Source organism: Crenothrix sp., assembly GCF_043729335.1.
In the GTDB taxonomy this organism is placed as follows: Bacteria; Pseudomonadota; Gammaproteobacteria; order Methylococcales; family Methylomonadaceae; genus Crenothrix.
The window spans coordinates 1-14273 of record NZ_JAYTLQ010000023.1 but is presented as its reverse complement, the minus strand read 5'-3'; the positions used below and the strand labels follow the sequence as shown (position 1 = coordinate 14273).

Below are 14273 nucleotides of genomic sequence, written 5' to 3'. Positions count from 1 at the left end.
TCTTCCCGATTTCGTGGGGTAGCCACTACATATAGTGTTAGCCATGACCAAACAAACGCCGACCTTCAATATCAAGCCAGATATGCTGGAACAACCGGCAATAACTTACCTGTTAACCATTGCCGAGTCGGATCGTCCACTGATAACCCCATGAGTATTTCGCCGACCCACAGCCACCAAAAACTGACGTGGCTAGATAAGGCTACAATTTGGTTACGGAACTTTTGCAGGGCATTGTTTTTATCCGAAATGCCCTGTTGGGCGGCAATAACCTCAAACGCCACCGCCCGATTTTCCAGCTTTAATGCCACGGCCTCTGCAGTGTTTTTCGGATGGCTTGAGTTGTGGCGCTTTTATCATTAGCCCATGATAGGCATTACGTAATCAAGTGACACCGGATGATTACTTAATTGCGGTTTGTCCCACTTTAAGTTGGTAGCCGGCATTTCGGGGCATAACGCTGAGTATGCTGATCATCGATGGAGTTGAACATAACTTTATGACCCCGCTGAATGCGGTACAACAAAATATTTTGAGGTTGGTGGGTTTCCCAGTTGATATTTACCAGGCAGTTCAGTTGCAATCAGTGGAAGTGGCTACCTAAATGGGCGAACGGTGAGCAGTAAGGCTTAACCGTTTGGCCTGAACCTGAAAGCATACTGTTAATCACTCACCCCGAACGGATTAACCTTCACTAATACCATCATTAGACACGCCACCTTTAAGCTGAGTTTTTTCGGCAAGCTTCAAGGCTTCGTCCAAGGCTTTCATAAAATCATTAATGTTGATGGGTTTGGTCAGGTAATGGCAAAATCCCGATTTCAAGCCCTTGTCAATATCGTTGGGCATGGCGTTGGCACTGAGCGCAATAACCGGAATATGCTTGGTTGCCGGATCGTAACGCAGAATTTTCAGGGCTTTTAGACCGCTAATGCCGGGCAGATTAATGTCCATTAAAATGACATCCGGAAGATGGGCGCGGGCAATTTCTATCCCCAAAGAAGCATTGGCAGCACTTAACAAGCGCAAATGCGGGTGGCTTGCAATAATGTGCTCAACCAACAGCAGATTGGCCGGATTATCTTCCACATAAAGCAGGGTGCTAGATACCACCATGGCATGATCTTGCGGCACAGGCTCTGGAAGCGTCGCACAGTCAGTAGTGTCTTGTGGCGCAACACTTTTAGCTACTTCAATCCAGAATTCGCTGCCCACATCCACGCTACTTTCCACGCCAATGCTGCCGCCCATTAATTCAATCAATTTTTTAGTGACGACCAAACCGATGCCCGTCCCTTCCACTGTACCGGCTTCTTGCCCCAACCGGTTAAACGGCTGAAACAGTTGCGCTATATTTTCAGGCGACAAGCCATCACCGGTATCTTTAATACTAATACGCAGGTGGTTTGGGGTGCTTGCAGGGCTGCATTTTACTTCCACGCTGCCATGGGGGTGGTTGTACTTAATGGCATTGGAAAGCAGGTTGATCAATGCCTGCTTTAACCGGGTTCTATCGGCATAAACAAATAAGCCACAATCATAGGGATGAACCGTCAGCTGAATATTTTTTTGCTGCGCCTGCGGTTCTATCATGGCCTCACATTCGTGCATAATATCAAGGAGTGATACGGCTTCAAGGGTCAGCGATATCTTGCCGGATTCCACTAAACTAAGGTCGAGGATTTCGTTAATCAGCTCCAGCAAATACCAGCCGGCTTTAATAATCTGGCGTATTCTTTGCATTTGCGTGGCTGTTAACGACGGGTCGCTGGCCTCCAATAATTGAGAAAACCCTAAAATAGCATTCAGCGGGGTGCGCAGTTCGTGGCTCATGCTGGACAAAAATTCCGACTTGGCACGGTTGGCTTTTTCTGCCAAGGCCTTAGCCTGTGTCAGTTCCTGTTCATCCTGCCTGCGCTGGGTGATATCCATCAGCATGTTGATGCCGCCTACCAGATTACCGGCGCTATCAAACAACGGTGTCGGGTAAGGCGTAAACATAATGCGCGTTCCGTCGGGCCGCTCTGCAATAACATCAGCGCCTTCAATTGCCTTGCCTTGCTTCAGCGCAATCGCCATCTCACATTCATCAAGTGGAAACGGCCTGCCATCTACATGAAAAAGTTTGGCGCTTACACACCACCGGTCAACGCCCAATTCTGGAACCCGTCCAGCAAATTGGACGGCAACAGGATTAAAATAAGTCAGCAGGCCTTGGGCATCTGTGGTGTAAATGGCGATAGGCAAAGCGTCAATCATAGCGCGGAAAAGACGCTCGCTTTCACGTACCTGGTCTTCTCTGCGCTTAATCTCAGTAATATCATGCGCTACATTAGAGGCACCAATAATGGTTCCAGATTCGTCTCTGATAGGCGATACCGTTGCGGAAATATGGATGCTAGTGCCATTTTTATGTAAACGCACCATCTCAAAGTTTTGTACGTTACGGCCACAATAGACTTCATTAAGAATGACGTTTTCTTCACCGTGGCGCAACGGTGGTATTAGCTTTAAGATAGATTGGCCTATCATTTCGGCAGCCGAATAGCCGAACATTTTTTCCGCCCCGGCATTCCAGCTGGTGACGATGCCGTGTAAATCTTTGCTGATAATGGCGTCATCAGATGACTCTACAATGGCGGCAAGCCGTAGCTTTGTCGCCTCGGATAGCTTGCGTTCGGTAATGTCCTGCGCCACACCGTTCATGCCAATTAGCGTGCCGTCTTCTGCGTAGTTGCCACGGCCAGTCATGGAAACCCAGTAGTGCTCGCCGGTATCACGAATTAATCGGTATTCGTTGTTATATGGCGTGTGCTCTATCAGTGCTTGATCCCAAGCCTTGCGGGCATATTCAGCCGCCTCGGCAGACAGTTGATAGCGCATTTGCTCGCGGGTAACCGGAACCCCGGCCGGAAGGTCAAATATCTTTGCAGCAGTAGGGCTGAGCATGACTTTATTGCTTGCAGCCTCCCAACTCCATTCCCCCAAACACCCGGCATCCAAGGCCAGCAGTGTCCGTTGGCTGAGTTTTTTCTGTTCTATCTCAGTGTGCTTGCGCGTGGTGATATCGCGTGCAGAACCATAAAACAGCTGCTCCCGAATGACCGTGGTGACGCTCCAGGAAAGCCATCGGTAAGTGCCATTTTTACATAAATAACGATTTTGAAAGTTAGGGCTATGGCCGCCATTTATGAGTTTTTGCACTTCGGCTTGCGTAGCTTCCCGGTCATCTGGGTGAACAAACTCGATGAAAGGCTTGGCAAGCAGCTCGGCGATGGTGTAACCCAACCTTTTTTCCCAGGCCTTGTTTAGCGTTTTAAAATAGCCGTCAAAGCCAGCTATGCATAATGGCTCCTGGGAAAGCGTAAAAAATCGAAGGCTGTCTTCAACGGCCTGCTTGCGTTCGGTAATGTCCTGGACTATGCCCACTAGACGCGATGGGTTTCCGGCCTTATCATTTTGGTGTTGACCGGATACCAAAATCCAACGCACTTTGCCATCAACCCGGCAGATACGGCATTCAAAATTCCAGTTCATCCTGGCCGCAGTCGCTTCGCGAAACCCCCTGTCCACCTCCGCACGATCCTCAGGCAATACATGCTGCAAAAATATATCGTAAGTCCAGTGTGGCAGGGAGCAATCGTAACCAAAGATGTGGTCGTGCTCTAGGGTACGCTGCGCTAAGCCGTCCAGCAGATTAAGTTCCCATCCGCCGGTGTGGGTCATTTGCAACGTAAAATTCAAGCGCGCTTCGCTTTGGCGCAACGCCTCCTGGGCTGTATTTTCCTCGGTGACATCATGGAACACCAGCACAGCCCCCACGACCTTGGCATCGCGGTCGCGAATCGGTGTGCAACGGTCGGCTATCGCGTATTCTTTGCCATCACGGGCAATAAGCAATTTATGGGCAGATTTCCCCTGTATTGTGCCGTAAGCCAACGCGCTTTTTATTGAAATAATGGCCGGTTGACGGGTTTTTTCATCAATGATCTGGAAAATATCTTCCACGGCAAGGCCGGTGGCTTCCGTTTGCGTCCAGCCGGTCAGTTGCTCGGCCACTGGATTTAATAAGTTAACGCGGCCTTCAAGGTCAGTGGCCAGCACGCCATCACCAATGGAATTGAGGGTAATGGCGAGCTTTTCTTGGTTAAACTGCACCCTATTGTGTGCTTTTTGTAGTTGGGCATTAATTTCCCGCTGATCATCAAGCAACTGCCGGGTGGAATCATGCAGGATTGCTTTTAGCCGGTTTTGATCTTCGCGGTACACTAAATAGCCCAGCAAAAATACCGACAGCAGGGTAAATATACTGGCGGCGCTAATCATGATAAACAGATTGCGCATGTTCAATTGAAATCTAACTTCGAGCGCTGCCAGTGCGCCTTCTTCTATCTTTTTAAAATCTTTTAATTCTTTACGAATGCCATCCATGAGTTTTTTACCCTCGCCCTGTCTTATCAGCTGTATGGCAGCTGGCAGATCATGCTTACGATACATTTCAAGGGTGTGGTTTATTATGGCTAATCGGGCTTTGACTAAAGGTATCAGTGCATCCAGATGTTTTTGAGCGCTGGGGCTCATGCTGGCCCGATGCAGTTTTTGCAGATCCACAGGGATGCTATCGCGCACCGCGAGGTAAGGCTCTAAAAAAATTGAATTACCGGTCAACAGATAGCCGCGTTGGCCACCCTCAGCATCTTTAAGTGCCGATAATAAGTTTTCCGCCTGGCGGATGATGGCGTGGGTGTGATCGCGTCCATTAGCGGCGGCTACTATTTGGTTAAAAGCCCAAAAGGATGCTGCCGATATCAGCGCTACTAACACCGTTACCGCAATAGACAATCCAATGATTTTACGGGTAGGCTTTGAGGAAAAATCAGCTTTGCGCCTATTTAAAAGATCATTAATAGATGGAGTGGTATTTTTTTTAAACATAGTTACTTTTATGCAATCGGAGTGGTCTGGCGACGCCCGCAGGTAAGAATTTACGGTTTAAAAATTTGAAAATTTTTACGAAAAACGGGGATTTTTTTAAAGAATTTGTCTTAACGCCTTTTTAGCCTCCACAACCATTAAGGTCTTCTAATGGGCCACCCCTTTAAACTTGTCGTTGTTTAAACAGATAACACCTAATTGTATTATGGGATTTAAGCGTCTTGCTTCTGTGCGTTACCGCACATAAGAGTGCTATTTTAGATTAAGCTGAATCTTTATTGCAAAGCGTGGAAGACAAGGCTGCATCGTTCCCACTACTATTAAGTTAAGGGAAATCAGGTAGGGGTGGGCAGGTTTTTTTGCCCACCTTTTGCATTGCCGTAGTATTGCGCGTGGGCACAAAAAGCCTGCCCACCCTACCGTTCGAGAATAAAAATCCTTAACTTACAGCGTTTTCAGTATCGATTAGGTAGATTCGAGGGAATACAAACCTAGGTTTGTACTCCACTACTAATAATTAATGTTATTCAACTGATATAAAAACGCTGTAAATAGCAGTGACGCCGGAGCGTGGGAACTATAAAGGATGGCGAAGATTATTTATTACGAGTTACCTAAAGCCGTTAAATGCATCAACGGCGTAACGAATTTTGTGGCCGCTCCATCCGTTTAACAGGGGGCAAAGTATCTAGCCCATCCCATAACAAACGCTGGAATTCTTTTTTTACCACACTGTAGCATTCACAACTGCGCTCTTCCAACCCAGAGCGTTCAAGTACCGTAATGTGGCCACGGCGGTAACTGATCAACTCCGCACGTTGCAACTTTCCTGCGGCCTCGGTAATACCTTCACGGCGCACGCCCAACATACCGGCAATCAATTCCTGGGTCATGGTTAAATCATTGGAAGACAAACGATCCAGCGTTAATAACAGCCAGCGGCACAGTTGCTGCTCTATGGAATGATGGCGATTGCACACCGCCGTTTGGGAAATTTGCGTGATTAATGCCTGGGTATAACGTAACATTAAATTTTGCATTGCCCCGGAACGACGGCCACCTGCACGATTAAATTCCTCCATCATGTGGCGTTTTTTCAGTCGGTACGCATAGCCTGTGGTTTGCACGGTGGCAAGACTGGGCATGGTGTTACCGCCCATGAATACCGCAACGCCGACAATGCCCTCGTTACCCACACCGGCAATTTCTGTGGAGGCACCATTTTCCATCACATAATGCAATGAAATAATAGCCGTAATGGGGAAATAAACATGTTGCACTGGAATACTGGATTCATACAACACATCACCCAGCGACAAGGTGACCAGTTCTAAATTCGGCGAAAGTCGGGCGAGTATTTCCGAAGGCAGTGCGGCAAGAAGATGATTTTGATTGGGGCTATGCCGTGTTGACACTATCGCGTTCATTTTTGTCTCTAGGCTTGCTTAAAAGTGAAAATCAAAAATAGCGTAACCATCAACAGTTGTTATTATTTAATCGCCTTATTAAAAAATACCTTCCGCTCATCAAGAGATGCTTAAGACGGCATTACAAAATAAAGGGAATCTGGATAATGACTAAAATTGAAGGCTAACCGCTACGATGTATTTTATTTATAACATAATATACTGACCCAAGGCGCTAATAATATCCTGAATGGCAGATAAATTTGGATTTTTAGTTATTTAATAAGGTGAGGAAAATAACCATAATCCTCATCTGCCTTTTTTGTAAGCATTCACCTGCAAGTTTAATCCCCATCAAATTCGTAATTCAATTTTATGCGTTGTGAGGTACCGGTTTGGGTTTCAACGTTAATCGTATTGGTCAATTTGCGCTTGACTACCAACGAAGCCTGTTTGTTAAACAGGCCCACTTTGGTGCCAATATAAAAATCGGGGGTTAGATATTGCCCCATGGCCAGCAAGGTATCTTGCAACGTGTTCCCCTCCTCTACCTGAAAGTTATTAATGCCTAATTTATCAGCAATCCAGCCCGCCTTCCCGCCCGCATAAGATAATGCCGCACTGGCCAGCACGTTGCTATCTGATTTACTCACTTGATTTAACGGCCCGCCAGTAACCAGATACGCCAGCGCTTCTGTTTCAGGTAAAGCCGGTTCTGACGATACCAGCGCTTGCGGATTTTTTAATTGTCCGCTTAACGTCAACAGCGCCGTTATTTTCTTGTCTTTGGATTCACGTATGGCCTCTACATCAAGCCAGGGATTATCGACAGGGCCATTGAATAAAAGCCGACCTTTGCGCACGGTTAACTGTTGGCCAAAACGTTTATAGCTGGCTTTTTTCATATCGACATTGCCTTGCATCGCCATTTTGTCGCCGGTTTTGATTATCTGGAGATTACCCACCAAATTGGTTTGTAAACCCTGGCCGGTAAAACTGACTTGCTCACCGAGCTTAACATCTATATTGGCATTCATGTCCGGCGCAGGCAGCTTAGTGCTTTGCGGTTTTTCCTCGCCAATAATAATTTCATCAGCACTGACTTTGACGGCGTTTTCCGGCAAGGTCTGAATTTTTAGCAAGGCTTTGGGTACTTCTATCTGGCCAGTGATATTTCTTTGCTGCTGAGTCAAGGCAATCTTTAAATTAGGTGACACAGCAATTTGTGCCTCGGGTATTTTTGCCACTTCAAAGTTTTTACCGGTTAGCGTTAACGCTACAGGATATTGCAAATCGGGCTGCAAACCCACTGTGCCGTCCAGGGTAACAAGGCCTTCGCCGGATTTTGCTGAGCCGTGTAACTGAATTTGTTGGCTATTGTAAAAGGAGGTTGTGGCCTGAAGGTTAACATCATGAATATTAAGCCCCAACTCATCCACATTGGCAGCGCCATTGCTAAAGCTGATATTGCCATTGGCAAGCGGCTGTTTTGTCGTGCCTTTTAGCGTCATATCGGCACTTAACAAGCCTTTGACATTGGATAATTGCGGAGCAAACGGTTCAATAAAACTAAGATCGCGGATGGAAGCGGTTGCCTGACCCGACAGTGCTTGCGTGTTACCGGTGTTCATTTGCAGTTTAGCACGCACATAATCGGCGCCCGTTAAGGCAATATCCAAATTGGCATTTACGGATTCGCCATTAATAACCCCAGAAAGTGACGACACACCCAATACAATTTTGTGGTTGGCTTGTGGGCTTAGCAATGAAATTGTGGTGTTAGCCGGCATACTCAAACGAAAATTTCCGCTCAGCACTTCTTTTTGCTGCAAATTAGCATCAATAGTAATAAGGCTTTTGAGTTCTATAGTTCGGCTGGCATCGGGCTTATTGAGCATAACCGGTAGTGTCGAGCCATGCAATTGGAGTCGATTACCCCGAGTAACGGCATGCAGATTAATACTGTGCAAGCCCATCTGCCCAGATTGCGCTTGGCCTATAGTAACCGCGCCATCAGTGAGATCAAAATAGCCAGTTATTAAGGGTTTCTGTAGTGTGCCTTGCAGCGTTACATCAGCTTTTAAAAGCCCTTGAGTATTGGATAATTGCGGAACAAAAACGGGCACTAAAGAAAAATCGGCAATTTTTGCCGCTATTTTTCCTGACACGGCCTGCGTTTTACCGATATCCAGCAACACTTGGCCTTGCACATAATCCCGGTTTGCCAAGTGCAGGTTAATATCTGCCGAGACCTTATCGCCTTTAATAGTGCCCGCTACCGATGAAGCCCCTAAATTAATTTCTTGTGGGATTTTTTGGGTGTGTAAAAAAATCTGGCTAGGCGACAAGGCTATTTTGTAATTACCCTTTAAAGCATTTTTTTGCCGCTGAATATCGACAGTGCCATTAATTAAACTTTTTACAATCACTTTTTCCGGTAAGTACGGCTGTATCAGCGCAGTGGGTAGCGATTTTGCAGTTAGCTGGGCATTAAAATCGCTGCTAGCAGCGTACACCCCTTTTATGCACAATGAAGCCGATTGCCGCACTAAACAGCCTTCGTTACTGCTAACATCAAAGCCAAGTGGTTTTTGGTCTACCCGAATAGCCATCGGATTTTTAAGCATCCATATATTATCGTTTTGCTCGGTAAGCGTTAATTTTGATACTTCGCCTTTCCAGGTATCCGCTAGCAAACTGCCTTTTAATAACGTCGAGACATTGCCTTTTGATGAATAAATATCCGCTTTAAAGTCATGTTGCTTCAGCGTGCCTTTACCATCGATTAATAACTTGCTTATCTCAGTAGTGCCCGTTTTAACACCATTAGCGGCAACGTGCAGCATCGCTATTTTTTGGTCGGCATGGTTGTAATCAACATTTAACGACACAGTTTCCGTGCTGTGCTGTGCAAATTGCAAGCGCTTGCCTTTAACCTCAAGCTTTACTATGGGTGTTTTCAAGCTGCCCTGTAAACGGCCAGTACCTTGTAAATTACCCGCTAAAGTCGGCCATAAGGTATTTAATTTCGGCATGTCCATAGAAAATATCAGGGCATTATTGGTTTGCCCAACTTGGCCATTGACTGCAATTTTATTGCTGCCTGAACTAATATGCAGGGCATCCACTTTAAGTTGATCGCCGTTCAAAGCCAGTTTGCCATTGGCGCTCACCGGATAATTGCGCAGTTGGCCGGTTAACTGATTAATTTCGGCGGTTATTTGCCAGGCTTTAGGATCAAGCTTGCCTTTAACATGGCTGGTAAAGGTCAGGTTGCCTGGAAGCTCTGCGATAACAATACCTGGATTGAATTTTTGTCCAGTCGCGGTTAAATCAAACTGCGGCAAATCACCCCAATTTACATTCCCTAGCAATTGAAATACGCCCGTGCTGGATTTAAGCTCCAACTTATTAATGCTTATGGCATCCAGACTACCCGTGCCTTTAAAAGACAGCGAGGCTTGGGGTAAATACTGCTGGTTGAGCGCTCCATTCAGGCTAAGTTGATAATTATCAAGTAAACCGGCCAGTTCAAAATGCCCTTGTGGGCTTTGCAGTTGCGGAGGTTTTGTAGCCAATGGCCAGGTTAAATTATGCCAATCGCCTTGTACGTTTAAGCGCGGTGTTTGCAGCAGCTCTTTTACATTGCCTTGCAGCGTTAATTTAAACGGCGAAGTGATCTGGTTATTAAAAACCAGTGTGTCAAGATCACCGCTGAATGTACTTGAACCCTGCCATACGCCATTTTTATCGGCGTTAATCTGCCAATTTGCCTTTAGGTTTAACGGAAAAGGCTTATCCAGGGTTACCGCGCCTTCAGCTCTGGCATTTACCAAAGTGGAATTAATTGAAAAGGACTGGATTTTGAGTTGGTTATTTTCTGTCTTTGCGACCAATTGCAGTTTATCAAATGGCTGTAACTCGCCCTCACTTTCAAAGCTTATATCGGTTACCAGAAGGTTGTTAATATCAATTTGAACAGGCAATTTAAGCGTTGTAGGATCAAAAGGTTTTTTTTGCTCGTCTTTGGTTGATATAGTTTTAATACTTAAACCGTTAACGTTTAAATCAACAATGTTTAGCGTGCCCGATAATAATTGCACTGGCTGCCAGATTAAAACGCCCTGCTTAATATCTAGCGTTTGGCTAGCGCTTTGGTAATGTAATCCAGTTAAGGAAAGCCGGTCAATTAATCGGCCTTGGATTTTTTCGACAGAAATCTGTGCAGGCAACATGGAAAAGATACGCTGTAATAACCAACGGCTGCCCGCTTCATCACTGATTAGCCAAACAAACCCCATAGGGATAAGCACCAAAAAAACTAGCAGTATGCTTAACCCATAACGCGGCTTCATAGCCTTGCGCCAGTGGCAAAATGAATTTGAAATGAAGAATCTGATTCATTTAATGGAATTGCAAAATCCACCCGCACCGGCCCTACCGGCGAATACCATCTCACCCCTAAACCCACACCGGTTTTTAATTGAATGCTGTCGGCATTAAAGGCGTTACCGGTATCTACAAAAGCGGCTACCGCCCAGTTATCGTAGATAGCCTGTTCATATTCGGCACTGACTACCGTTAAAAACTTGCCGCCTTCAACATAGCCGAATTTATCTTTAGGGCCTAATTCCTTATAGGCATAGCCGCGCACGCTATTAAGGCCACCTGCATAAAACCGGTAACTGGTTGACAGATCAGTGATGTTATCCACCAAGGTTGCGCCTAGCAGAGTTCGCCCGATAAATTTTCCTTTCAAAGGCAAGTCATGTAACCAAATGCCGGAAAAATACCCTTGTAGAAAACTGGCATCAGAAACCGGCGGCAGTTTAACGCTGCCTTTAACTTCCGCTTCTAACCGGTAACCATTAGAAGGCCGCAACGGATTATTGGAGACAGAACGTAACCAGTTAGCGCCGGGAACCAGTAATAAGGTCTGGCCATTTGTGGGGCCTATGGTAAAGTCTTCGTAGGTATAATCCAGAAATACAGTCTGCTTCCAGCCGCTGTCATAGGCATGCTTATGGCGCACAGAAAGCGCCGCGGACAGGGATTTAAAGCTGTCGTTATCCTCGCGCTTAAGGCCGGTACCAAAGGTCAAAAAATCGGTGGTCGGGTTAGCCAGCGGAATGGTATATAACATTTCGGCAACCGATAATACCGGAGAAACATCAATATTAGCGGTAAAAAAATGCCCTTGTTTATTGATAAGATGATTGATGTAAGAACCGTTTAAAAGCAAGCCGACATCGGTATCGTAACCAATACCCAGGGCATAATGTGTTTTCTTTTTAGGGGTTAAGGTAATAGTGACAGGTACTCGTTGTTGCTGAATATTTTCAAGATCGGAACGAATATCGACGATGTCAAAATAACCACTTTGTGCCAGTGCATTATGGGTTTTAGCCAGTTGTTCGCTGCTGTAAATATCACCGGGTTTTATCGTAAGATACTTGTTTACGTAGTCAGCATCTAATATATTTTGTTTAATAACAACATTGCCAATCTTCATGCGCTTTCCGGTATTAAATACTAACTGGATTTGTGCAGTGTTATTTTGTTTATTAATAAACAATTTTTTTTCGGTAAATTCACTTTGCAAATAGCCACTGCCAAGTGCCAACGATTCAATCTTGCTCTTCATGGTTTCGTATTTTCCATGATGCAATGAACTGCCTTGTTTTAAGCGCAGCTTGTCAAGATCAGACAAAAACTCAGTATCATTTTTAGCATCGCCGTTAATAATAATACTCACATCACTGAGTACCACTCTGGAACCCGCATCAATATCAAAACTCGCCCTCCAACATGCGTCATTGAATACCAAGGATTTTTTAGTTACTGCGTGATAATAACCTAAAGCCCGTAAAGCCTCGTCTATTTCCCGTTCTGAATCATCAAATGTGTGTTGTATTTTCCATTTGGAAGCATCACATTTTTCTTTTTCCAAAGACAACGACAGCATGACATTATCTTTGGCTTTGCCGCTAACACCTGAAACCAACACTTCTGCATAGGTATTAAATGCCAACACACTCAGTGTCCATACCCATAGCACTGTAAAAACACTGTGTGAAACAGGGCTTATTAAAAGTATGGCTAGTTTTTTTAAGCTGTAAATCACCCTGCTCGGCCTTTATATGATACTGAAAATAAAACACTAATATACTCAGATGCTTGTAATCATTCATCCGCCCTATTTTTCAAAGGAGAAAATGAATACTTACAGATCCTTTATTACCGATAGGGTTAACTTTATTAACAAACCGGTCATGAAGCCCCATTTTAATTTCCAGGGAAGTATATTCATTAATGTATTGATAGTCTGTGTGTTACCGCACAGACGGTAAATACTTGGCTTAACTAGGATATTACAAGTATTTTGTTGTTAATCAACAATACATGTAAACATTAACTTTTCATTTTGAAAAATGGGATTTTTAAATAAATCCCCCTATACCCGTCGTAAACTGTCCTGGTTTTTCAAAGGGCAGTTGAACTGCTTACTTTAAAAAAAGGACTTATCAATAATAAAATATAGCACGCTTAGCGCTTAAATATTAACCATTCATATAGTTTATCACGTATTAGTATTTGCGAGTGACTAGCTGTGCCTAGTGTATTCTGATAACTTAAAAATAAAATTAGTTTGTGAGTGAACGGTTAATATTTTTTTAAAATATTTTAATTATTTTGCATCCAAATTAAAAAAAATAGCGTAGTAAGTAATGTATGACGTTACATAAAAGATAACTAAATATTCATAACTTATTGTGCTCTTTTATTCGGGTTATTATTGATTAATTTGATAAAAAACCAGATAAACACCTGCTTTTATTTATAGCTCTCCAGTAAGCTTGGGAAATATAAATCGACAGCATGTAGTAAACCACTTGGATCATCCGTGATTCAATTCTACCTTTCCTTTTTTGAGAGAACTATTATGAAAAAAATTGCAAAAACAATGAATATTGTCGCCGGTATTTCCCTGGCATTATTAACATCCGCCTCTTTTGCCCATGACAATGATTCCAATAAAGGCATGAATCTGAAAGCAGTAGGCCTTACCGAAGCTGGATATCTGATACATTTCCATACCGCCTCGCCACGCTGGGCACATACGCTTGGCAGCGTTAATGGCTTTGATGCGGCTGACAGATATTTGATTGGTATAGATTTCCGCGTACAAAACGGACTATTGTATGGTGTGGGTAACGGCGGCGGCGTATATTCCATTAATACTAATAACGCAAAGTTAAGCTTGGTGAGTAAACTGAGTGTGCCGCTTGATGCCAGCAAATATTTTGGTGTAGATTTTAACCCCGCAGCGAACCGTTTAAGAGTTATTAGTGAGCTCGGTCAAAACCTGGCACACAATATTGATGATGCTACTAATGGTGCTGTTCCCGGAGTTACTGCCGTTAATGGCGCGTTAAATTATCCAGCTCCCGCAGCGCCTGGCACTATTGCAAAAGGCGTTACCGGTGCCGCTTACACCAATAATGATCTGGCGCCTAATGGCGCAAGCACTGCAACAACTTTGTTTGATATAGATACCGTGCGTGATCAAGTGTCGCTTCAATCTCCGCCTGCTACAGGCACACTTTCAGCCACCGGTAAATTAGGTGTTGATACAGATTCGGCAGTGGGATTTGATATTTACAGCAAGACCCAGTGGGGTGTAACGGTAGATAACTTTGGTTTCGCCTCACTTAAGGTAAATGGCAATTACGGCCTTTACAGCATTTCCCTATTAACGGGTAAGGCCAGCCGTATTGATGGCTTCAATGAACGTGTTGTTGATATTGCGTTGCCGGTTAACCAACATTAAATGTATTTATTCAGACCCTTTGGCTACAGGTAGTCTTGGTACTGGAAGTCCTGCCCGTCTTTGGTGAATTACTGTCGCCAAGTAAACCCAAGGCGACTGTT

Annotated in this window: 7 protein-coding genes; 2 read left to right on the top strand and 5 right to left on the bottom strand. The window is 44.6% G+C overall.

Going from position 1 to position 14273, the window contains the following annotated elements; translation table 11 throughout:
- Nucleotides 1-71: 71 nt before the first annotated feature.
- Nucleotides 72-311 (bottom strand): hypothetical protein, encoded by a 240-nt coding sequence (locus ACHZC4_RS05615; protein ID WP_394752845.1) that lies wholly within the window; start codon nt 309-311, stop codon nt 72-74.
- A gap of 155 nt (nt 312-466) precedes the next feature.
- Here ACHZC4_RS05615 and ACHZC4_RS05610 point away from each other — a divergent pair, with 155 nt between their 5' ends.
- Complete coding sequence (locus tag ACHZC4_RS05610) at nt 467-604, top strand: hypothetical protein (RefSeq protein WP_394752844.1); 138 nt, start codon at nt 467-469, stop codon at nt 602-604.
- 80 nt (nt 605-684) lie between these two features.
- On the opposite strand, the gene ACHZC4_RS05605 is transcribed toward ACHZC4_RS05610, so the two are convergent.
- The 4 genes from ACHZC4_RS05605 to ACHZC4_RS05590 all read right to left on the bottom strand — a co-directional run bounded on the left by ACHZC4_RS05605 (nt 685) and on the right by ACHZC4_RS05590 (nt 12375).
- Nucleotides 685-4935 (bottom strand): PAS domain S-box protein, encoded by a 4251-nt coding sequence (locus ACHZC4_RS05605; protein WP_394752843.1) that lies wholly within the window; start codon nt 4933-4935, stop codon nt 685-687.
- A gap of 632 nt (nt 4936-5567) precedes the next feature.
- Nucleotides 5568-6362: a Crp/Fnr family transcriptional regulator gene (locus tag ACHZC4_RS05600; protein WP_394752842.1), complete on the bottom strand. Its 795-nt coding sequence runs from the start codon at nt 6360-6362 to the stop codon at nt 5568-5570.
- Between the two features lie 323 nt (nt 6363-6685).
- A complete protein-coding gene (locus tag ACHZC4_RS05595; RefSeq protein WP_394752841.1) occupies nt 6686-10696 on the bottom strand; it encodes a translocation/assembly module TamB domain-containing protein in 4011 nt (1336 codons plus the stop codon).
- Complete coding sequence (locus ACHZC4_RS05590; protein ID WP_394752840.1) at nt 10693-12375, bottom strand: autotransporter assembly complex family protein; 1683 nt, start codon at nt 12373-12375, stop codon at nt 10693-10695. The genes ACHZC4_RS05595 and ACHZC4_RS05590 overlap by 4 nt, the downstream gene beginning before the upstream one ends.
- A gap of 909 nt (nt 12376-13284) precedes the next feature.
- Here ACHZC4_RS05590 and ACHZC4_RS05585 point away from each other — a divergent pair.
- Nucleotides 13285-14172 (top strand): DUF4394 domain-containing protein, encoded by an 888-nt coding sequence (locus ACHZC4_RS05585; protein WP_394752839.1) that lies wholly within the window; start codon nt 13285-13287, stop codon nt 14170-14172.
- Nucleotides 14173-14273 lie beyond the last annotated feature (101 nt).